Genomic DNA, 20,668 nt, shown 5'->3' on the forward strand with positions numbered 1-20,668 from the left:
ACGTGGGCACGGTCAGGCCCAGGGTCGACTGCCGGGCACCGCGCCGGGCAAGCCGCTCGGCCTCAGCGCTTGATACCGACGCCACTGTAGAAGCCGATCCGAGCCAGTTCTTCCGTGGTCGGTTCCGGTCCTTCGTGGTGCCACAGCGGCGGCTGGACCAGGCCGGGCTCGACCAGTTCCAGGTCACGGAAGAAGCCGAGCACCTGCTCGTAGGACCGTAGGTTCAAGGTGGCGGTGGCGCCCCTGTCCCGGTAGACGTCACGGGCCTGCGACGACTTCGCGTCCGTCTGGTGGAAGTCGTTGGTGCCGTGGCTGAGGACCAGGTAGCTGCCCGCGGGTAGGGCGTCGCAGTAGGCGGCGACGAGCCCGGCGGGGTCTTCGTCGTCGCGGATGAAGTGGAGGATGGCGACGAGCATCAGGCCGATCGGCTGGTCGAAGTCGATGAGCTCGCCGATGGTGGGGTGGCCCAGGATGCTCTCCGGGTCCCGCAGGTCGCCGAGGAAGAAGCCGGTGTTGCCCGCGTCGAGCAGGTGCGCTCCCGCGTGGGTGGCGACGATCGGGTCGTTGTCGACGTAGGCGACCCGGACCTCGGGTGACACCTCGTGTGCCACCTGGTGGGTGTTGGGCGCGGTGGGAATGCCGGTGCCGATGTCGATGATCTGCCGAATTCCCTTCTCCGCGAGGAACCGGACGGCGCGGTGCATGAACGCCCGGTTGGCCCGGGCCATGGGCACGATCTGCGGGGCCAGGTCGATCACCCGCTGGGCGGCCTCCCGGTCCACCTCGTAGTTGTCCTTGCCGCCGAGGTAGAAGTCGTACATCCGGGCAGGGTGCGGCCTGGCCGTGTCGATCTCCGCGACGGAGAAGCCCTGTTCAGTCATCGCCGTCCTCCGGTTTGTAGCGGCCTCACCACTGTGCGAGTCCTCAACGTGCTGCCTCATGGGTAGATAGTTCCTGCGTAGCTTGTGGCGGATCAGCTTGAGCGAGCGGCGCCTGGCGTTCGGCCCGCAGCGTGACGGGGCCGGCCGGTTTTCCGCCCGGCTTCGGCCTTCTCCGTCGGCCGGACGGTGGCGTGCGTGACGTCCAGCGGCCGGCGGCCTGCTCGGGGCCGATTCCGGCCTGCTCCGGCAGGTCCTGGGGGCGCTTGCCCAGCGCCATGCGCAAGACGGTGGGGGCTCCACCCGGCCAGAGGTCCGTCACGGCGTCCCCGCTCCTCAACTCCCGCTGTCGATGGACAGTCTGTCATGCCGTCAGTGCGCCACCGCATGCAGCGCCGGTTCTGCAGACTACGGATCGAACATCGCTCTGCGTCTGCGCGCCGGTACCCGTGCTGGCCAGGTTCCTGGCCGGCCGCGTGACGATCGACAGCCCGGCAACCCCCGCAGCACGTCCGCATCGTCCAGGAGGAACAATCCGGCCCCGTTCTGAGCCTGATGAGGTTCGACGACATCGAGGACGCCATCGCGCGGGCCAATGCCGGCCACTACGGCCTCGGCGCGGACCGCGGACTCATTGATCCATACGGGGCCGGCCTCCAGCCGTCGGGCGACCGCGTGGGGGCGTCCCGACCGGGCCGCGGCCGACCGGCCGTGGGGGCGGTCGGGTGGCCGAACGCGCCGCCGTTCGGTCGATCGTGGTGGCGCCGCGCACGCCCGGGACGGCGGGTCGCCGGAATTCGGGGTGCCGAAACCTAGACTCGCCCGGCAAGACCGTGCCGCACATCCCCCGCAGGCGACGCCACACCCCGAAAGCGAGACGACGCGCACCATGACCTCTGCCGACCGGATCTCCGCCGCCCCCGCGGATCCGCAGATCCTCGTCCTGTTCGGCGCGACCGGAGACCTGGCCGGGCGGAAACTCTTTCCCGGCCTCTACAAACTCTTTCGCGCCCGGATGCTGCCAGACAAGTTCACGATCGTCGGCTCGGGCCGGCATTCACCCGGCACTGACGCGGAATTCCGCGACAAATTGGCCGCGAAGGTCCGTGAACACGCCGGCGAGGTGTTCGAGGACGACGTCTGGACGGCTTTCGCCGCCCACATCCGCTTCCAGACGTCGTCGGCGGACGACGGCGCGGACCTGGCGGCCGCAGTGCGGCAGGCCCAGCAGGACGCGGGCGAGCGGGCCCGCACGCTGGTCTACATGTCGGTACCGCCGAGCACCATGAAGCCCATGATCCAGATGGTCGGCGCCACCGGCCTGGCCGAGAACGCGTCGCTGATCATGGAGAAGCCGTTCGGCAGTGACGAGGCGAGCGCGAAGGCGCTGAACGCGGCGGTGCACGAGGTGGTCCCGGAGGAGCGCGTCTTCCGGATCGACCATTTCCTCGGCAAGGAGCCGGTCCAGAACATCCTTGCGCTGCGCTTCGCCAACGGCCTGTTCGAACCGGCGTGGAACCGGGACCACATCGCCTACGTGCAGATCGACGTGCCGGAGGACCTCGGTATCGAGGGCCGGGCCGCCTTCATGGAGGGCACCGGCACCTTCCGGGACATGGTCACCACCCACCTGTGCCAGATCCTCGGCTTCGTCGCGCTGGAGCCGCCGGTGCGGATCGGCGGGAAGGAGCTGCGGGCCGAGAAGTACAAGCTCTACCAGTCGCTGCGCCCCTTCGCGCAGGACGAGGTGGTGTTCGGGCAGTACGAGGGATACCGCGACGAGGAAGGCGTCGATCCGCACTCCACGGTCGAGACCTTCGCCGCCGTCCGGGCCTGGATCGACAACTGGCGCTGGCAGGGTGTGCCCTTCCTGCTGCGGACCGGCAAGTCGATGGGGCAGACGCGCCGGGTGGTGACCGTCGGGTTCCGCAACCCGCCGCAGGCGCTGTTCGGCGCGGCCTCCTGCAGGCAGGGCGACCCCAACGAGATCGTGCTGGAACTCACCGACGAACCAGAGGTGTCGGTGGTGCTGCGTGCCAAGAAGCCCGGCCCGGACATGGTGCTGGCCGACGCCCGGCTGGAGTTGCGGTTCGACGAGGCGTTTCCCAGCGCGGAACCGCTGGAGGCGTACGAGAAGTTGCTGCTCGACGCGATGCACGGCGACCAGACGCTCTACACCGGCGCCGAGGAGATCGAACGGCTGTGGCAGGTGTGCGACCCCGTGCTGCGCGACCACCCCGACCCGCTGCCGTACGCGCGCGGCTCGTGGGGCCCGGAGGCGGCCATGCGCCTTGCGGGCGAACGGGGTTGGCGGCTCCCCGACAGCTGAGCGTCCCGTTGGACATCGTGGTCCACGATGCCCGATCAGAGCAGCGGGTTCCGCGCGGGGAGAACCCGCTGCTCCGGTGGCGGGATCATTCCATGGACTTGTAGCTGCCGGTGTTGAACAGGCTGGTCAACTCGCCGCGTGCGAAAGGGGCCTGCGGGATGCCGGTGGCACGGTAGCGCCACGGGGATCCGCCGCGGTCGACAGCGATGAGGTCCGCCCTGCCGTCGATGTCGCTGTCTCCCACGCCGATCAGCTGGGTGTACACGTTCCAACCGCCGCCGATACGCGTACGTGCCGCGAACGTCCCCTTGCCCGTGCCCGCGTAGAACCACAGGACACCGGAGGCGTCACAGGCCACCAGGTCGCCGACGGCGGCACCACGGTTGTAGGTGTTCCAGCCCGCACCGATCCTGACCCGGTCGCTCCCGGCCAGTTGGGTGGCCCAGGGGGCCTGTTCGGTGTCCTCGCGCCACATGACACCGGCGTTGTCGATGGCCAGGAGATCCGGCCCGAGTAGTCCACTGACGCCCGGTAGTCCATCTTCCAGTGGCACTGGCCTTCCGGCCGGCCGTCCCAGCGTTCCAACCACAAGCGCACCGGTGGCAGTTCCGGCTCGTCTGAGGTCCGGCCGGTCAAGGGGCGGCCAGGAAGGCGTCAGGGGTGTTGAGGATGGCGTCCATAAGTCCTGGGAAACAGGCGTCCAGGTCCTCCCGGCGGACGCTGAGAATGCGCCGGGCGCCGTTGATGCGCTCGCGCAGGATGCCCGCTTCGCGCAGGATCCGCTGATGGTGGGAGAACGTCGAGCGGCTGATCTGCAACTCCGCAGCGTGGTGCAGCTGGGTGCACGGCGACTCACCGACAGCCGCAAGGACCCGGACCGTTACCAGCCGGACCGGATCCGCGAGGGCAGCGAGCACGGTCGGCAGCCGGAGGTCTGCGGCGGGCGGGTGTCTGTCGTCGTTGGTCTCGGTCACGCGAGCAGTTTAGTTCGCGCTTGCCAGCCTGTCGATCAGGGTCGTACTGTTCGACAATCATCGACGTAATCGGCGTGCGTCGAACGCCGCAGGATCTACGACCACAAACGGTCGCGTCACCCTCAAGGAGGCACCATGTCAGACGCCTGGTCCACCGCAGTGCTGGCCGCCCTGGCGGAGCCGGACGAGACGCTTCAGTTCCTCCCGCCGCCCCGCGCGTTCTCGGCGCAGACGGTCCGGCAGGCGGTCCGGCTACGGCGCGGAGGAGCAGCGCTGCGGGTAACGCTGAGCAACGAGTTCGGGCGTGGACCGCTGGTGCTCGACGCCGTCGCGGTGAGCACCAGCGACACGACGTCCGTGCTGCCGGCCCTCCGACTCGGCGGCGCACGATGGGAGATCCCGGCCGGCGAGTCGGCGGTGAGCGATCCGATCCCGCTCACGGTCGCAGCGGGCGAAGAGCTGGTCGTCAGCTGCTTCACCTCCGGCAGTACGGAGCCCGCCACCTACCTGCACTCCGCCCAGCGGACCGCCGAGGTGGCGCCCGGAAACCAGGTGGACCGCCCCGAGCTCACGGAATCCGCGCGGTGCGCCTCACTGTTCTGGATCTCCCAGGTTCTGGTCGACGCACCGGCTACGGGCCCGGTGATCGTCGCGTTCGGCGACTCGATCACCAGAGGTGACTGCACCACACCCGATCGCGACCAGCGGTATCCCGATCACCTCCAGCGCAGGCTGCTCGCTGCCGGCGTCGACAGGGCCGTCGTGCTCAATGCGGGTATCGGTGGAAACCGAGTGCTCCGCTCACCGGTCGGGCCCTCGATGACCGACCGCTTCGTCCGCGACGTGCTGGGCGTCGCCGAAGCCACTCATGTGGTGATCATGGGCGGGCTCAACGACATCGCCCTGTCGCCCCGTCCCGACGCGAAGGAGCTCACAGAAGGCCTGTTCGCACTGGCCGACCGTGCGCAGCAGCGCGGGATCCGACCGGCCCTGGGCACCCTCACCCCCTTCGGCGGAAGCAGCTACCCGGCGTTCCTGGCCGAGGGCAACGAGGACGTCCGGCAGGCCGTGAACCACGCCATCCTGTCCCAACAGGACTGGCCCGTGGTCGACTTCGCAGCCGCCGTCGCCGATCGGGGCGACCCCGGCCGACTCGCCGCCGCCTTCGACTCCGGCGACGGCGTCCACCCGGGCGACGATGGTGCCCGGACCCTCGCGGACGCCGTCGACCTGGCCCTGTTCACCTAGGACAGGGCTCGTCGGTCTTGGCGGGCATGAGCGCCCGACCCGTGAATCTCGTTGTCGCCGCACTCGTTGAGTGAGGTGGAAGGTCGGCACGGATTCCGCCGCACTTGTCCAGTTGAAAAGCTTGGGGCTCCTCACACCATGAGCTACGTGAAATGGCTCTCCGTCAGGACGCCTGCTGATTGGGTGCGTGACGGGTCGCGAGTGACCCATCACGCACCGGCTACCGTGCGGGAGTGGTGCTACGCATGGTGTTCGGTGTCGCCCTTTGATCCCGTTGAGCAGCCCTCGACCGGGGCCGGCGAGGTGGGCGCGTGCCAGCTGAGTATCCAGCCTGCGGTGAGCACTGCCGCAACACCCGCCAGCGCCATTGCGCCGCCGGTTCCGATGCCCGCGGCCACGGCACCGAAGCAAACCGGCCCGACGCCCTGCAGCGTCATATTGCCGGAGCCGAGCAGCCCGAAGGCCTGGCCCTGGCCGTCCTGCGGCAAGGCGTCAAGGAAGGGACGTTGCACGCCGAGACCGTAGGCGAATCCGAAGCCGCAGAGCAGCAGCAGGCAGGACGAAAGGACCACACCGGGCTCCATGGAGAAGCCGAGCAGTGGCAGCCCCATCAGGGCGACCAGCGGGACCACAAGTCGCTCCCGGGTATCTGGCCCGAGGAGTCGGCCGACCAGCAGGTCACCGATCAGCATGCCGACCGGCAGACAGGCCATCAGCACCGCGTAACGGCCCGGCGCGAAGTGGCGTCCGCCCGCGTAGGCGACGATCAGACCCTCCGCGCCGGCGACAAACGCGGACGGCAGCCACTGGGCCAACATCAGCCGTCGCACCGGGCGTCCGCGCAGCAGCAGGCCGGCACCGCGCAGGCTCGCCCGGACGGCTCCGCCACCGCCTCGGGCGTCGCGGGGCGCCCCCGGCGCCAACCAGGGCAGCCGGAGTCGGATGGCGAGCGCGCAGCCCAGATACAGTGCGCCGCTCACCGCGATTGCGCGGTGCGGGCCGAGAGCGGCGACGGCAGCGCCGCCAAGGGCCAGGCCGACTAGTTGCGCGCCCGAGGAGGCGATGTTGTTCAGCGAACGGCCCAGCACATAGGCGTCACCCTCCAGCCACTGCGCGACCAGCCGACTCGACACGCCACCGAACACCGGTGTGACGAGAGCGACCAGGGCCACGACGGCCAGGCTCGCCGCGACCGGCATCGGCAGCAGAGCGAGCAGCAGGGCGGCGGCGCACTCCAGCGCATAGCCGCCGGCGATGAGCGCGCGTGGCGGCAGGCGGTCGGCCAGTGAACCCAGTAGCACCGAGCCGAACAGCTGCGGCAGGAAGCCGACGCCGAAGGCCAGTGCGCTGAACAGTGCGGAGCCGGTGTTCGTGAAGACCAGCACCGAGAAGGTGGTGATGCGCAGCGAGTCCGCGGTGACCGCGAGGGTGCGCGTCGAGAAGAGCAGCCGGAATCGGCGTTCGGCCAGCACGTCCCGGTAGGTTGCCCGCTGGTCGGCCTGTGCGGGTACGGCGGATGTCGTCATGTCCCCAGCCTCGCCACGAACCCGTGACAGTCACCAATGGTTCGGCGCTGACCGAATGACATAGGTTCACCCGGCTCCTTTGCGCGGCCCGTGGCCAGGCGTCCGGCCGGCTGGCGGGGGTCGCTCGTTTCGGTGGAGCTGCCTGTCACCTGGCCATCCGGGTTTTCTGAGGCTGCGGGGGAAGGCGGTGTGTATGGATATTCGCAGCAGGAACAACGTGACCGTCAGCGGACCTCCCGGAGGGCCGGTGGTAGTGCTGGCGCACGGTTTCGGCTGCGATCAGAACATGTGGCGGCTGGCCGTGCCCGCCCTGGAGAAGCGGCACCGGGTGGTGCTGTTCGACTACGTCGGCTCCGGCGGTTCGGACCTGTCGGCCTTCAGCCAGGAGCGGTACTCCTCGCTGGAGGGTTACGCCCTTGACGTGGTGGAGGTCTGCGAGGAGCTGGACCTGCGCGGGGCGGTGTTCGTCGGGCATTCGGTCAGCGCCATGGTCGGGGTGCTGGCCGCACGTCGGGCGCCGGAGCGGATCGGGGCGCTGGTCATGGTGGCTCCCTCGCCCCGCTACATCGACGACGACGGCTACCGAGGCGGCTTCGCCGCGCAGGACATCGATGAGCTCTTGGAGTCTTTGGAGTCGAACTATCTGGGCTGGTCGGCCGCGATGGCTCCGGCGATCATGGGCAATCCGGACCGGCCGGAGCTGGGGCAGGAGCTGACGAACAGCTTCTGCGCCACCGATCCTGACATCGCCCGGGTTTTCGCCCGCACCACGTTCCTGTCCGACACCCGTCAGGACCTGAAGAGCGTGAGCGTGCCGACCCTGGTCCTGGAGTGCTCCCAGGACCTGATCGCCCCCCGCGAGGTCGGCGCGTACGTGCATGCCGCGATTCCCACCTCCCGCCTGGTCACCCTCGATGCCACCGGGCACTGCCCGCAACTGAGCGCACCGGAGGCCACCAACGAGGCGATCCTGGAGTTCCTGGCGGACCTGCGGTGATGTGCCGCACCGGCGAGGAGCCGGGCGACGGACCGGAGTCAGCGGGCGTGCAGGACGCCCTGGGCACCGATGTCGCGTTCTCCGCACTACTGGAGGACAGCGCCGAGGAACTGTACGAGCAGGCGCCCTGCGGTTACCTGTCGACGCTTATGGACGGCACCATCGCGAAGATCAACGCGACACTGCTGGAATGGCTGGGGATAGAGCGCGACGCCGTGGTGGGCCGGGTCCGCTTCGCGGATCTCCTCACCGTCGGCGGCCGGCTGTACCACGAGACGCATTTCGCGCCGCTGCTGCGGATGCAGGGCGAACTGCGCGGTGTCGCGCTGGAGATGAAGGCCGCCGAGGGGCGCCGACTGCCGGTGCTGGTCTCCTCCAAGGTCAAGCACGGCAGCCAGGGCGAGCCGCTGCTGGTGCGCACCACCGTCTTCGATGCCTCCGACCGGCGCGCCTACGAGCGCGAACTCCTGCGCCGCCGCGAGGAAGCCGAGCAAGCGCGCGCCGAGGCCGAACGCGCCCACGCGGAGGCGGAAGCGGCCCGCCGGCAAGCCGAGGCGGACCGGCAACGCCTGGCGGACGCCCTCTCCGTACTCCAGCAGTCCCTCGTGCCCTCGACGCTGCCTGCCGTACCGGGACTGGAGACAGCCGTCCACTACCACACCGCCTCCCCCGACCGCCTCGGTGGCGACTTCTACGACCTGTTCCCCCTCAGCGGAGGCCAGTGGGCGTTCTTCCTCGGAGACGTGTGCGGCAAGGGTCCCCAAGCGGCTGCCCTGACCTCACTGACCCGCTACACCCTGCGGGCCGCCGCCCTCCACGACCCCGAGCCGGCCGCGACGCTGACGACGCTGAACGCCGTACTGCACGAGCGGTACGCCACCAGCGGCGACCCCCGCTACTGCACCGTCATCTTCGGCATCCTCGAACCAGGCACCGCCCACGGGCACATCGCCGTACGCCTTGCCTCCGGCGGCCACCCGCCGGCGCTGGTGATGCGGGCCGACGGGCGCGTCGACCAGCTGCCCACCCCCGGAGGGCTCCTCGTCGGCGTCCTGCCCGCCGCCCGCTTCACCACCGCCCGGACCACCCTGGGCCCCGGTGACACGCTCCTGCTCTACACCGACGGCCTCACCGAGGCTCGCACCGGCCTCACCCGCGAACACCTCTTCGGCGACGACGCCCTGCACGCCTTCGCCATCGAGCACGCCCCCGCCACACCCGGGCAGATCATCACCGCACTGACCGGGCTGCTGGAAAGCTTCGGCGACGGCCTGGACGACGACACCGCCCTGCTCGCACTCGGCGCACCCGCCACCCCTCCGACCACCCGCCCGGCAACGAACCCACCACGATGAGCCCGCTGAACATCACCCACCGCGCCACCGCCACCGGAGTCGTACTCCACGTGATCGGCGCACTCGACTACGAGCAGTCAACCGCCCTGCGCGGACAGGTCGCACGACTCGCTCTGAGCCCCGGCCAGAACCTGGTCATCGACCTGTCCGGCCTGGAGTTCTGCGACTCCACCGGCATCACCGCTCTCCTGGCCGCACGCCAGTACGCCCAAGCCGCCGACGCCCACCTCATCCTCGCCGCCGTCCCCGCCGACACCCTGCGCATCCTGACCATCGCCGGCCTGGACCAGGTGTTCACCATCCACCCCCGCAGCGACAGTGCGTGAAGCCCGGCAACCCTTGCAGGCGCGGTGCTTCAGTGGTCAGGCGGGTTCGGACCCCTGCCAACCCGCGTATCGCCCTGTCCTCAACAAGGTCATGCGGCTGCCAGGAGGATGGCGGTGTAGTGGGCACTGAAGGCGGCGAGGGTGAGGGCGTGGAAGACCTCGTGGAACCCGAACCAGCGCGGCCAGGGGTCGGGGCGCTTCAGGCCGTAGACGAGGGCGCCCGCGGTGTAGAGGAGGCCGCCGGCGATGACCAGGACGACGACTGCGATGCCGCCGGCGCGCGCGAAGCCGGGCAGATAGAACACCGCCGCCCAGCCCAGGGCGATGTAGCACAGGGTGTAGAGCCAGCGCGGCGCCCGGATCCACCAGACGCGGAAGGCGATGCCGGCCGCGGCGCCGGACCATACCAGGGACAGCAGTACCACCTGCTGGCGGCCGTTCAGCAGCAGCACCGCCAGGGGCGTGTACGTGCCGGCGATGATCAAGAAGATGTTCGCGTGGTCCAGCCGGCGCAGGACTGCCTCCCCGCGCGCGCCCCAGTTGCCGCGGTGGTACACCGCGCTCGTGCCGAACAGCAGCAGCGCCGATACCGCGTACACCGCGCAGGCCGCCACTGCCGCGGCCGAACGCGAAAGCGCGATCAGGACGATGCCGCCGGCCAGCGCGAGGGGAAACATCCCGGCGTGCAGCCACCCGCGCATCGCCGGCTTCACCACGGCAGCCGCGTGCTCCACCCCGCCTTCCAGGTCGGCGGCCGCCTTCCCGGCACTCAGCCGGCCGGTCGGGCCGGCAGCCGAGTCGACCGCCGGTGCGCGGAAAGTGTCGGGTGTGGCACCGGACAGGTGCCGGGGCTCCCGTCCGGGTGCCGACGACTGGGCTTCTTCAGCGATCATGCACTCATATTACGAAATCAGTGGAAGGTCACGGAAGTCGCGGTATCGGCGCGTTGCCGCGGACTGCGGGTCAGTGGTCGACGTGCTGGGATGCGGCGCGACGGTATTCGGCGTTGATGCGCTGGGCTTCTTCGAGCTGGTCTTCGAGGATGACGATGCGGCAGGCTGCCTCGATCGGAGTGCCCTGGTCGACGAGTTCCCGGGCGCGGGCGGCGATACGCAGCTGGTAGCGGGAGTAGCGGCGGTGGCCGCCCTGCGAGCGCAGCGGGGTGATCAGGCGGGCTTCGCCTATGGCGCGCAGGAAGTTCTGGGTGGTGCCGAGCAGTTCGGCGGCCCGGCCCATGGTGAAGGCGGGGTAATCGTCGTCGTCAAGCCGGTTGTACGAGTCGCCTACTGTCATCTCGCCTCTCTGCGGAACGCGCTGGAGGGGCCTTGGTGCCGAACGGCACCAAGGCCCCGAAGGAACTACTACACCATCTGCCGGCCCTGATACTGCGCCGGCCTACTGAGTCCGCGGACCCGACCGGACTGCTGCCGGGGGCGCGGGGATCGCGGTTGCTTGACCGGAGACCACCTCACTAACGATGTCCTGCGGTACCCGGACTCCATGGCTCCGCCCGGGCGATCCGATGATGCTTCGGCTCCTCCGTTCTTCCCTCTGGGTCAACTACCCGTCACACATCAACTGCTGGCGTTGCGCACCGCTGGTCCTGCTGGTGATGCACACCGCCGTGGCCTGAGTAAGCACCACCTCCGGCAGCCAGCCCCGTCGCCCGTCCTGCATCTGCTCTGGCTTGGAACCCCACTGCCGAACCTCCCGGTACGCGCGCCCGCAGCCGACGCCTTTACCGAGGTACCGCTCACTGAACTTCGCTGCGTGATACTGCGAACTGCACTTACGGGTACTGCAACTTGCCTGAACTGCGGTCCTGCTCATGGCAGCCCCTGATCACTGCGGGCCACCCGGTCCGGTCGTCAGCCCCGTCGCCCGTCCTGCAACCGCTCTGGCTTCGGAACTCCACCACCGCACCGTCCTGCGTACTGCACTTGCGGGTACTGCCTGCCCGGCAGTTCATCTCTGCCGGGCCCTGCTCGATCTCGGCTACAAGAGAAACCATAACCACGCCGGAGCTCAATGTCTACTCCAGCCAGGACAGATTTTTCGGTGTTCGAGGAGGAGGTAACTCTCACCCGATACTCGGAAAACCCTCCCTCGACACGATCACGGTTGCCGTTCAGGGGCAGACGGCCCCCGCCAGGGACCGGCGGAGTGCGCCGGCAGGGACGGCCCACTCCGGGGGTTGCCATGGAACACAGCAGTGCCAGCATGATCAGCCCCTCGGTCCCGGCGTGCGCCACCTGGGGTACGCCATGAACCGTGTGCTGCTGGAGAGCGAGGACGTGGCCTGGTTCCGCGACGACCTCACCGGTGCCCGGCCGGCCGCCTCACAGCTGGCGACGCGGACCGGACTGAGCGAGCACCGGACCGGCGAGGTCGCCCTGGCGGTCTCCGAGGCAGCCTCGAACCTGGTCAAGCACGCCGTCGACGGAGCAATCGCGCTGCGGGTCGTGCGGACCGCGCAGCAGGCCGGGATCGAATTCCTGGCCATGGACCACGGGCCGGGGATGGCGGATGTCGCCGCATCGATGCTTGATGGCCGCTCGACGGCTGGGACGCTGGGGATCGGCCTGGGCATGGTCGCCCGGCTCGCGGACACCTTCGACCTGCACTCCCTACCCGGCCAGGGAACCGTGATGCTGGCCCGGTTCTGGCCACGTGACGCCCGGTTCTACAACCACGGTTCATCCGGTGATCTGCCGGAATCCGTGGTGGGCGGGCTGGCCCGGCCCATCAGCGGAGGACAGGACTGCGGGGACGGCTGGGCCACACGCTGGGCAGATGCCGGAACATCAGCGCCCGGACAACCCCTCCTCAGGGCAGCGCCGGATTCCCGCAGCGGCACCCCCGAGCGATCCCTGCCGGACCGCGGCAGGAGCACGACCGGCAGCGCACCCGTGACAATCGGCGCCGAGCCCGGGCTGCTGGTGCTGCTCTGCGACGGGCTCGGCCACGGCCCCCTGGCCAAGATGGCCACCCAGGCCGCGATCCGCGCCTTCCATGCCAGCAGGGGACGATCACCCGAAGCGGTGATGGAGGACATCCACCACGCCCTGCCCGGAACCCGGGGCGCCGCGGTGGCCGTGGCACGTATCGAACCCGACCGGCAGCAGGTACTCCTGTGCGGGATCGGCAACATCTCCGCAGCCGTCGTCACCCCGAACACCAAGAACAGCCTGCCGTCCACGCCAGGAACCGCCGGACACCAGATAAGCACCCTGCGCACCGTCACCCTCCCCCTGCCGGCCGGCAGCGCCCTGGTCATGCACTCCGACGGACTGACCCAACGGTGGACCCCCAAAACCCTCCCCGCCCTCCTCAGGCACTCCCCCACCGTGATCGCCGGCCACCTCCTGCGCAGCGCCGGCAAGTACCACGACGACGCCTCCGTCGCTGTCGCCAAAGGGCTCTGGTGACCGGGCAAAGCGACGCCCGCGTCGCCGGCGACCGGCCAGGACGTAACAGCGACGGAAGCGTTGATCCGACCGGATACCCGCACCCGTCACGACCTGGCGAAAGGTGCCGTGTTGAGCCAGCCATCGGACCGATGGAGAACGACGAGTGCCAGATCGACCCGGCCGTCTTCGAGGTCTTCGTCAACGCCCTGCTGGCGCAGCACCGAGGAACAAGTCATGCCGTAGTGCTCGCGCTCTCCGAGGGGGTCACCGCCACCGTGCTGGTTCTCGCCGAGCGCGCCGGGATCAGTGGGGACTGGGCACAGTTCGGACCCGCCCCGGATGGCGTACTCGAAGGCGCCCAGGTTTCTGCGGCCGCAGGGATGTCCGCTCAGGCCGAAGGGCGTATCCGGGCTGAGGGACTGCGCGAGAAGGCACGGGAGTTGGGGAAGCAGATGCCTCGCTGACGGGGGCGAAACCGCCGGCCGATCACTTGCCCACCGGCGCGGTCCACCGACCGTCGGTCCGTGGGGCAGCTACTTCTGGGGGGTGGCGTAGAAGGCCCGTACGCGGGCTGCTCGGCCTGCTTCGTCCAGTTCGACCGCGTCCAGCACGCGGTTGCCGTTCTCGCGCCGGTACAGGAGGGCGTAGCCGGTGGGAGCCGCCAGCAGGGTCTCCTCGGTGAACACCAAGCCGGGAGCAAGCTCCAGGCCGAGGGCGAAGTGCTGCCGCAGTTCCCCCTTGCCCCGAAGGCGTCCGTCCGGCCTGCCCCAGCGTCGTACGACCGTCGAGGCGGCGAAGTCGACGTCTTCCGAGTAGCAGGCCATGACGGCGTCCAGGTCATGCGCGTTCCACGCGGCCAGCCAGGCGTCGGCATGAGCTCGGTGATCCAGATTCATGGCCAGGTCTCCTCACTCTGTGCCCGATCGCGAGGGCCCGACCCATGACACTCGCCCGCTGTCGTATGGCACGACGTGTATGTCGTGACACATTTATGCTGTCGCGAGTACCGACCCGTTGTCAAGGAGGTGGCCGCGGGACCGCAGAGTGCGCGATGCTTCCCGCTGGGATGATCGCGTCACGGATCGGGGAGTCCTGCTGATGGCCACCGTGAGCATGAAGAGTGCGGAACAAAAACAGCCCCGCCTCGGTCCGTCACATGTGGGTCCGGGTCAGTCGAAGACCGGCAGCCCGCCGCTGTACGTTCGGACAGCGTGGACGATCTCTTCGGCGCTCACGCCGTACGCGCTCGTGGGCACGACCAGCGACGAACCGAAGCGCGCGGTCAGCTTCTCCCGGGTGCGCTGGGGGTTCAGGCGCTTCAGCCCGGACGGGACGATCGGCGGCACCACGTCCGCCGACCGCGGCACGAATGCCACGATCCGCCGCCTGACGACCTCGACCTTGCGCAGATCACGCCACGGCACGGTCGATTCGCCCACCACTGTCACGCCGGCTGCGTCGATCCGCAGCAAGCACCCCAACGACCGCAGACGCAACTGCTGCGCCCAGAACATCACGCTCAGCAGCAGCACGCCGCCGCCCAGCACCCCAGAAGACGTGGTCACATTCCCCAAACTCCGATCCCCCTACGGGGACGCCGCATCGTCTCACCCCGGCGACATCCGTACGCGGCGGGGCAATATCGGGATTCGCCCCCCACGGACAGTCACTGTGTGGCCGTCAGGGCCGGGGAGGCGGACCACCGTCCTCAACCTTCGGGGGGATGGGATGCTGTCGTGCTCATCGGCGCCGAGACTCCGAGTGACAAGGGCAGTCCGTTACGGTCCACTGCACGATGTCTCCATGCAGGAGTCGGACTCCTACGTGCCGCACACGGTCCGATCGGGCGGAGCTGTCGGAGGTCGTCCGGCGGCCGCCGTCTTACCGTGGCGGCCGCCGGATGGCACTCGTCTCAGCTCACCGTGATGGACGGAGCGTTGTAGGCCTCAGTTCGCAGCTCAGGACGCCCCGAAGGAAGGGCCGTCTCGGGCCACGACAACGTCACGGTTCGTGTCTCCCCCGGCAGCATCCAGAGGTAGTTCTCGCCGTACAGAGTCGGCAGCACGCGGTCACCCGTGTGGTGGTCGCGCAGGGAGAGGCGAACCATGGCCGCGACAGCGGAACCGCGGTTCCGGACTGTCGCGGTCAGCTCACCACGTCCGTTGAGGCGCTTGACACGTCCGATGGAAGCCGAGAGCCGGGCCGGCTCGACCGTGTTGAGCGCTGTCATGGACGCCGGCGTGCGATAGCGCCAGTAGGTGTTCCGGGACAGTTCGTTCCCCCGCTTGTCCTCCAAGACGAGCCGCAGGAGGTGCACGTCAGGCAGGCTGTCCGTCCATGGCATCGCGAATGCCTCGGCGACGGCAGAGGAATCCACGCTCACGATCGCCCGGCGTGCTGAGCCCAGTTGCTTGCCCTCCAGGTCGTAGATCCGGGCGTCAACCGTGGCACCCTTCAGCGTTTGGGCCGTGTGGTTGACCGCGATCACCTGCCACTTCAAGGGATCAGCCTGGACGTGGAGGGGCTCACACGCCGCACGCGCGCCGTAGTAGGTTCCGTTGACGTCGAAGTCGTAGTCGTAGGTCTGCCATACGATGCTGTGCCACGCGGGGTGGGACATCCACAGCATGAGCCCACTCGCGTCGTCCCACAGGTTGGCGTTCCAGGCCTCGAACATGTTGCGGGTGTTCTCGTAGTTCACAAACTGTGCCTTGCGCACGAAGTCGTCGAGACCCTTGGCCGTGCCCAGGCGCGCTTCGATGGCAGCTTTGTAGCTCTGCGGCGCCTGGTTACCGCGCTCGCTCCAGTCGTGGTAATACCACGACCCGCCGATCGGCCACTCGGGCTCGTCGCCGACGAGGTTGCGCATGCTCTCGGCGGTGGACACCACCGGCATGCCGATCTCGGTGTGGAAGCCGAAGCTGTTGCTCCCGTACGAAGACGGGTCGTAGTACTTCTCTGGTTCAACCCAGTTGTACGGGCCGCCGCCGTTGATGATGTTCCCGGATGAGGTGTTCTGGTAGAGCACCCCGGGTGCCTGCGACTGCACCGCGTCCCGCATGCCGTCGTCGATCGCCTTGGGCGGATCGCCCTCGTTGGCTCCGCACCACACCACGACGCTGGGGTGGATGCGGTAGCGCAGCACCGTGTCCCTGGCCAGTGAGTTGTAGGCGTCATGGTCCGGGGGATCCATGCCCCAAGCATTGGGGAAGTCGTTCCAGACCAGGATGCCGTGCTCGTCGCAACTGGCAAAGAACTCCTCGCGGTCGCTGGAACCCACCCAGTTGCGGATCATCGTGAAGTTCATGTCGCGGTGCATCCGCACCGCGGCGTCCATCCGCTCGGCGGGCATGCGGCGCAGCAGTTCGTCCCAACCCCAGTTTCCGCCACGAGCCAGGACCCGCACGCCGTTCACACTGATCTGCAGGGGATCGGGCGAATTCTTCACGGACTTGACATCCGTCCAGGTCTGCCCGTCGCTGGACACCTGTATGACGTACGTCTTGGGGTACGCCTGTTCCCAGAGGATCGACACCCGGTCGAAGGTCTGCGCAGAGCCGAGGTCGACCTGGATCCACTGGTTGTCTGCGTACTCCGACGACCAACGAGTCCCCGGCGCACCGTCGGTGGCGTTGGAGACGGGATAGGAGGGATCCTCGCTCGACGCGGTCGCCTTCTTGTGCAGGGCCAGGTCGGTACCCGGTTCGCTACTGTTGACCACGGCCAGGGACCACAAGGAGGTGCCCCAGCTGGTCTGGCGGAGACCACAGTTCAGACGCACGAAACGAGCTGTCTGCGGCGTGAGGTCTTCCGACTGGAGGCTGGAGTCACCGCCGTTGAACGGTAGCGGCACCGCCGAGTTGTCCACGGATTTCGCGTCCGTCCAGGCAGAGCCGTCAGCCGAGACCTGAACGGTGTACGTCTGCGCGTATGCCTGCTCCCAGGTCAGGTCGACACGGTCGAAGGCCACGGCCGAGCCCAGGTCCACCTGGAGCCACTGGTCGTCTTCGTAGGCCGAGGTCCAGCGGGTGGCCGGGTCGCCGTCCGTGGCGCTGCCTGGCTGTGTGCCGTCCGCCGAGGAGGAAGCCGTCGCGGCCGCGTGCAGGGCGAGGTCCACTGTCGGCTTGGAGCTGTCCAGGACCGAGAGGCTCCACAGCGAGGAGCCCCAGCCGGTTGCCCGGGTGAGACATCGGATGCGTACGTAGCGGGCCGTTCGCGCCTCGACATCCACGGTCTGGGTGTACGAGTCGCCGCTGCCCGTGAACGGCAGCGGGAGCTTGTAGCTGTAGCCGAACTGGCGAATGCCGAACCGGGTGGTGCGCCGGTCACTCCGTTGACCTGCGACGGACGCCGTGAGGATCAGGTCGTGCAGGTCCGCATCGCCGAGGCCGTTCGGCCACCACAGTCGCGGATTGCGCAGACGCAGCCGGCTGTAGGCGTCGGGGGTGAAGACGACGTCGATGCTCTTCCCCGCCGGGATGACGACGGCCTGCGAGACGTTGACGTCGCCGAATGCCGCCGAGACCGTCGCCCGGGAGTCCGCAGAGTCCGCGTTGCGAACGGGCACGGTTATGGTCAGCTCGGCAACCGAGGTGTCCGGCAGTTGCGGCAGGACGGTGTCGACCCGCGGATCGCCGATCACGACGGCGCCGGTGGACCGCAGCCTGACATGATTCCAGATACCCGCCGCCCGATCGCGGACAGCCGGCATCCAGTCCCAGCCGGAGGCGGCCAGATAGGTGGGCGAGTTGAGGTTCATCTGTCCGGCGCCGGCGTCTACCCACGACTCGCCCGCAGGGCCCTTGTCGCCGGGGCTTCCGGGAATCGGCATCGGAGTGATCTTCACCGCCAGCGCGTTCGTATCCCGCGCTGCGAGCAGTCCCGTGATGTCGAGGGCGGAGCGGGCGAAGGGATAGGTCATCGCCCCCGCCTGGCGGCCGTTGAGCCAGATCTCAGCCTGGTGGTTGATCCCGTCGAACTCCAACCACACGTGTCGTCCGGGCCCGGTCTGCAGACCACGCGGCACCTCGAACTCGCGCCTGTACCACCAGGAGTGGCGGGAGAGCGCCTCGGGGACATGCAGGTTGTTCAGGCCGCTCACCGGGTCTGGCAGGTGGCCCTGGTCGACGAGGGAGGCAAGGACGGTGCCGGGCACCGTCGCCGGCAGCCAGGCGCTCGTGTCCACCTCGGGTCCGGAAAGGGCAGCGCCCTCACCGGCCGCCCAATCGTCCATGGTCAGCGTCCACCCTGACTCCACCGGCGCCGTACCGTCCGCCGCGATCTCCAGAGCGGGAGCCTTGTGGTCGTGTCGGCCCCAGTCGGTCCAGCCGGTAGCGGGCTCGCGGTGGCCCTTTGCGACGCCGTAGACCTCGAATCCGTTCAGACCCAGCGGGTTGGGATTGGAGCGCTTCCGCGAGGTCATCCGCACCCAGCGGGCGGCAACCGGCTCGTCCAGGGAGATGTCCACTACTCCGCCGGTCCCGGCGGTGGTGCGGTAGACGCTCGTCCAGACCCGCTTGTCCCGCGAGGTCTCCACGACGAAGTCGACCGAGTAGCTCGAAAGGATCTCCTTGCCCGTTGTCCCGTCGGACCAGTTCCCCGAGGGTCGGACGAAGACCGGGTCGTGCTCGTCCCCCTCGAACGTGAGCCGGATCGCCGAGACCTGACACTCCGCCTGGAGGTCGACCGAGATCCACTGCGGATCGCCGTCGGCAGCCCGCCATCCGGTGCCGCGTACGCCGGTTGACGCGATCTTGTCCACCACGAACTCACCGGGCGTCGGAGCATAGTCGGTCGAGGACACCTCGACGGGGCGGTACAGCGCCAACTCCCCGGCCGAGGGCGAACTCGCTCCGCCGGCGCCTGGCTCCGCAGCGGAGCTCGGCTGCGCGGGAAGTACCGCAGCGAGCCCGAAGCCGGCCAGCAGCGACGACCCGGCCGTCACGACGGTCCTTCTGGAGATGTCGCGCGGCGGCTGCGCTTGATGCGCCATGGGTTAATCCAATCTTGCGTACGGGCCCTGCAGTGACAGGTCGTTGGAGTGCGCCGATAGGCACCTGACAACGTTGCCATAGGCTCAACCAGCACTTTAAGTCTTGTCAATGGTTCCGACTGGATTCGTGACCTTGAGCAGCTCCCGAGAGGTCAGCGCTCACGCACGGTACCCCGCACCAGGGCTGAGCCGGGTGTCCCGGCTCAGCCCCGAGTTGGCGGTCAGTTACGCGTGCTCCACTGCTGGTTCGTCCCTCCGGTGCAGGTCCAGAGCTGGATCTTCGTGCCGTTCGCCGTGCCGGCGCCGCTGGCGTCGAGGCACAGGCCCGACTGCACGCCGGTGATCGTTCCGTTGGTGTTGACGTTCCACTGCTGGTTCGCCTGGCCGTTGCAGTCCCAGATCACGACCGCGGTGCCGTTGGCGGTTCCCTGGCCGGAGGCGTCCAGGCATTTGTTGCCGTAGACCACGAGCTGCTTGCTCGAGGAGTAGGCCCACCGCTGGTTGCTGCCGCCGTTGCAGTCCCAGAGCGCGGCCTGCGTGCCGTTGGTCGTCGAGGAGTTGCTGATGTCGACGCAGCGGCCCGACTGCTGGCCCACGATCTGCTGGTTCGAGGACGGCGGCGGGGTGGTGGGCGGAGTGGAGGAGTCGAACTGGGTGAAGAAGCTCCACACCACTCCCGAGGTCCAGGTGTGCCAGCCGTCCCCGGTCGACCCGTCGATGGGGCCGGGGTCGTGGCCGGCTCCGTCGAAGGCCGCCCACACCACCGGGTAGCCGGCCTTGCAGCCGGAGTAGGCGGTGACGATGTGCGTCAGGCTTCCGTTCGCCGGCTCGGGCGGGTTCTGGGGGGTGCAGCCGTTGTTCCTGACGAACGTGTCGCGCAGCGCCCGGCCCGATGCGATCGGCAGGACGTTGTCCCGGAGGCCGTGGAGCCCGATGTAGGCGACGGGCTGGGTGCCGCCGCTGCAGCCGCTCAGGTTCGCGCCGGAGTAGACCGCGACGGCGCGGAAGACGGTCGGCCGGGCACAGGCCAGTGCGTAGCTCATCGCGGCGCCGTAGCTGAAGCCCGAGGAGAACACCTGGCCGGTGTCGATGCACAGGCCGCCCTCGATCTGGCTGAGTATGTTGTCGACGAAGGTGACGTCCTGCCCGTTGGAGTTGGCCCAGCCGTTGTTGATGCCTTGGGGTGCGATGAAGACGGTGCCGTTGCCGTCGTTGTCGGCGAGCCGCCTGAGGCCGTAGTAGGACCAGTTGTACCCGTCGGTTCCGCCGGAGTCGACGTCGTTGGCGGTGCCGCCGTTCCAGTGGAAGCCGAGGACCAGCCGGTAGGAGTGGTTCTGGTCGTAGTTGGCGGGGACCCGGAGGATGTAGCTGCGGTTCTGGCCCCCGCTCGTGATCGTGTGCGTGCCGCTCGTCAGCGTCGGCGCCTTGCCGCAGCCGGCGGTGGCAGCGGCGGCGGAGGGGGCGGACCAGGCGGTCGCGGTGAATCCGCTCAAGGAGATTCCGACGGCCGCCAGGACCATCGCCAGGGCGGCGAGAACCGCTGGAAGCAGGGATCGACGTCTCATGGGCTTCCCTTTCTGCGTGGGGGGATGACATGCGGGGTGGTGTCCGGCAGGGACCTGCGCGGGAGTGC

At 68.8% G+C, this 20,668-nt stretch carries 17 protein-coding genes and 1 pseudogene; 8 read left to right on the plus strand and 10 right to left on the minus strand.

Translation table 11 applies throughout. The features are described from left to right. Positions 1-62: 62 nt before the first annotated feature. Positions 63-881, minus strand: coding sequence for an SAM-dependent methyltransferase (locus OG702_RS05335; RefSeq protein ID WP_327287722.1), 819 nt, complete (start codon positions 879-881; stop codon positions 63-65). A 507-nt stretch (positions 882-1,388) separates the two neighbouring features. Here OG702_RS05335 and OG702_RS05340 point away from each other — a divergent pair. Beyond that, positions 1,389-1,694: pseudogene (locus OG702_RS05340) on the plus strand (aldehyde dehydrogenase family protein); the annotation flags it as partial. A gap of 73 nt (positions 1,695-1,767) precedes the next feature. After that, on the plus strand, positions 1,768-3,207 hold the full coding sequence (gene zwf / locus OG702_RS05345; protein WP_327287723.1) for a glucose-6-phosphate dehydrogenase: 1,440 nt from the start codon (positions 1,768-1,770) through the stop codon (positions 3,205-3,207). A gap of 85 nt (positions 3,208-3,292) precedes the next feature. Here the strand turns inward: zwf and OG702_RS05350 are convergent, their stop codons facing one another. Further along, positions 3,293-3,760, minus strand: a complete 468-nt coding sequence (locus tag OG702_RS05350) for an FG-GAP repeat domain-containing protein (protein WP_327287724.1) — start codon at positions 3,758-3,760, stop codon at positions 3,293-3,295. 79 nt (positions 3,761-3,839) lie between these two features. After that, positions 3,840-4,181, minus strand: coding sequence for an ArsR/SmtB family transcription factor (locus tag OG702_RS05355; protein WP_327287725.1), 342 nt, complete (start codon positions 4,179-4,181; stop codon positions 3,840-3,842). A 135-nt stretch (positions 4,182-4,316) separates the two neighbouring features. Here OG702_RS05355 and OG702_RS05360 point away from each other — a divergent pair, with 135 nt between their 5' ends. After that, positions 4,317-5,429, plus strand: a complete 1,113-nt coding sequence (locus tag OG702_RS05360; protein ID WP_327287726.1) for a GDSL-type esterase/lipase family protein — start codon at positions 4,317-4,319, stop codon at positions 5,427-5,429. Between the two features lie 239 nt (positions 5,430-5,668). Here OG702_RS05360 and OG702_RS05365 read toward each other — a convergent pair whose 3' ends face one another. Beyond that, positions 5,669-6,955 (minus strand): MFS transporter, encoded by a 1,287-nt coding sequence (locus OG702_RS05365; RefSeq protein WP_327287727.1) that lies wholly within the window; start codon positions 6,953-6,955, stop codon positions 5,669-5,671. A 193-nt stretch (positions 6,956-7,148) separates the two neighbouring features. Here OG702_RS05365 and OG702_RS05370 point away from each other — a divergent pair, with 193 nt between their 5' ends. Genes OG702_RS05370 through OG702_RS05380 form a run of 3 tightly spaced genes read left to right on the plus strand, consistent with a single transcriptional unit; the run spans position 7,149 to position 9,633 of the window. Beyond that, positions 7,149-7,952 carry an alpha/beta fold hydrolase gene (locus OG702_RS05370; RefSeq protein WP_327287728.1) on the plus strand — a complete coding sequence of 268 codons (804 nt, stop codon included), beginning with the start codon at positions 7,149-7,151 and terminating at the stop codon, positions 7,950-7,952. After that, positions 7,952-9,307 carry a PP2C family protein-serine/threonine phosphatase gene (locus tag OG702_RS05375; RefSeq protein WP_327287729.1) on the plus strand — a complete coding sequence of 452 codons (1,356 nt, stop codon included), beginning with the start codon at positions 7,952-7,954 and terminating at the stop codon, positions 9,305-9,307. Before OG702_RS05370 ends, OG702_RS05375 begins: the two co-directional genes overlap by 1 nt. Further along, the gene (locus OG702_RS05380; RefSeq protein WP_327287730.1) at positions 9,304-9,633 is read left to right on the plus strand and encodes an STAS domain-containing protein; all 330 of its coding nucleotides are present in this window, start codon (positions 9,304-9,306) and stop codon (positions 9,631-9,633) included. Before OG702_RS05375 ends, OG702_RS05380 begins: the two co-directional genes overlap by 4 nt. A gap of 89 nt (positions 9,634-9,722) precedes the next feature. Here the strand turns inward: OG702_RS05380 and trhA are convergent, their stop codons facing one another. Continuing rightward, positions 9,723-10,526, minus strand: a complete 804-nt coding sequence (gene trhA / locus OG702_RS05385) for a PAQR family membrane homeostasis protein TrhA (protein WP_327287731.1) — start codon at positions 10,524-10,526, stop codon at positions 9,723-9,725. Positions 10,527-10,596: 70 nt separating this feature from the next. Continuing rightward, entirely contained in the window at positions 10,597-10,926 is a 330-nt protein-coding gene (locus tag OG702_RS05390) for a MerR family transcriptional regulator (protein WP_327287732.1), read from the minus strand. Between the two features lie 971 nt (positions 10,927-11,897). Here OG702_RS05390 and OG702_RS05395 point away from each other — a divergent pair. Together OG702_RS05395 and OG702_RS05400 are read left to right on the plus strand one after the other, a co-directional pair. Beyond that, positions 11,898-13,061 (plus strand): ATP-binding SpoIIE family protein phosphatase, encoded by a 1,164-nt coding sequence (locus tag OG702_RS05395; RefSeq protein WP_327287733.1) that lies wholly within the window; start codon positions 11,898-11,900, stop codon positions 13,059-13,061. Positions 13,062-13,183: 122 nt separating this feature from the next. Further along, the gene (locus tag OG702_RS05400) at positions 13,184-13,507 is read left to right on the plus strand and encodes a DUF6086 family protein (RefSeq protein WP_442814691.1); all 324 of its coding nucleotides are present in this window, start codon (positions 13,184-13,186) and stop codon (positions 13,505-13,507) included. Positions 13,508-13,576: 69 nt separating this feature from the next. Here the strand turns inward: OG702_RS05400 and OG702_RS05405 are convergent, their stop codons facing one another. From OG702_RS05405 to OG702_RS05420, 4 genes are all read right to left on the minus strand, one after another. Beyond that, positions 13,577-13,939 (minus strand): YybH family protein, encoded by a 363-nt coding sequence (locus tag OG702_RS05405; RefSeq protein WP_327287735.1) that lies wholly within the window; start codon positions 13,937-13,939, stop codon positions 13,577-13,579. A gap of 273 nt (positions 13,940-14,212) precedes the next feature. After that, positions 14,213-14,608: a hypothetical protein gene (locus OG702_RS05410; protein WP_327287736.1), complete on the minus strand. Its 396-nt coding sequence runs from the start codon at positions 14,606-14,608 to the stop codon at positions 14,213-14,215. A gap of 347 nt (positions 14,609-14,955) precedes the next feature. Beyond that, positions 14,956-19,035, minus strand: a complete 4,080-nt coding sequence (locus OG702_RS05415; RefSeq protein ID WP_327287737.1) for a discoidin domain-containing protein — start codon at positions 19,033-19,035, stop codon at positions 14,956-14,958. A gap of 221 nt (positions 19,036-19,256) precedes the next feature. Then, positions 19,257-20,600, minus strand: a complete 1,344-nt coding sequence (locus tag OG702_RS05420) for a ricin-type beta-trefoil lectin domain protein (protein ID WP_327287738.1) — start codon at positions 20,598-20,600, stop codon at positions 19,257-19,259. Positions 20,601-20,668 lie beyond the last annotated feature (68 nt).

The sequence above is a fragment of the Streptomyces sp. NBC_01198 genome, assembly GCF_036010485.1.
Classification (GTDB): domain Bacteria; phylum Actinomycetota; class Actinomycetes; order Streptomycetales; family Streptomycetaceae; genus Actinacidiphila.